This window comes from Neobacillus paridis, assembly GCF_016765675.1.
Classification (GTDB): domain Bacteria; phylum Bacillota; class Bacilli; order Bacillales; family Cytobacillaceae; genus Neobacillus; species Neobacillus paridis.
This window is the reverse complement of record NZ_JAESWB010000249.1, coordinates 1-590: the sequence shown is the minus strand read 5'-3', so window position 1 is coordinate 590 and position 590 is coordinate 1. Positions and strand designations below refer to the sequence as shown.

Genomic DNA, 590 nt, shown 5'->3' with positions numbered 1-590 from the left:
GATCTCCGGGTAGCGCCGGTAAAAGTCGGGCAAGGCCGGAATGATCAGGCGCTGCCCGATGCCGCTGGGAACTTCAACCCGCAACCGGCCGCTGGGGCTCGCATGGGTGCGCGACAGGGTGTCCTCGGTATCGCGTATGTCGGCCAGAATCCGCAGGCAATGCTCGTAGTAGGCTGCGCCGTCGGCCGTGACATTGACCTGGCGGGTCGTGCGGTTGAGCAGCTTGACCGACAGCGTGTTCTCCAGCGCCTGGATCAGGGTGGATACGGTGGCCTTGGGCATGTGCAATTGTTCGGCCGCGCGGGTAAAGCCGCCGGCGTCGACCACATGCACAAATACCTCCATTGCCTGCAACTTGTCCATGCACGCTCGCTGTTTCCATGATTGTTCACGAATGTGAACAGTCAATTCCAATTGTTAGTCTTTATCCCATGATAAATCAGTCCTATAGTTTGTGCTATGCAGCAAATAGCCTGCTTTCGGAGTGCCATCATGATGTCTGAACACGAACCCATCGCCGCCTTGTTTGTCATCGTCGTGCTGCTTGCCAGCCTGATGGTGGCGGCCGCCCTGACCGACAATATCCACGG

General features: G+C 58.1%; 1 protein-coding gene. It reads right to left on the bottom strand.

Going from position 1 to position 590, the window contains the following annotated elements; translation table 11 throughout:
* On the bottom strand, positions 1-363 hold a 363-nt coding region (locus JK635_RS28695), incomplete at its 3' end, for a LysR family transcriptional regulator (RefSeq protein WP_202655236.1).
* Positions 364-590: the final 227 nt, after the last annotated feature.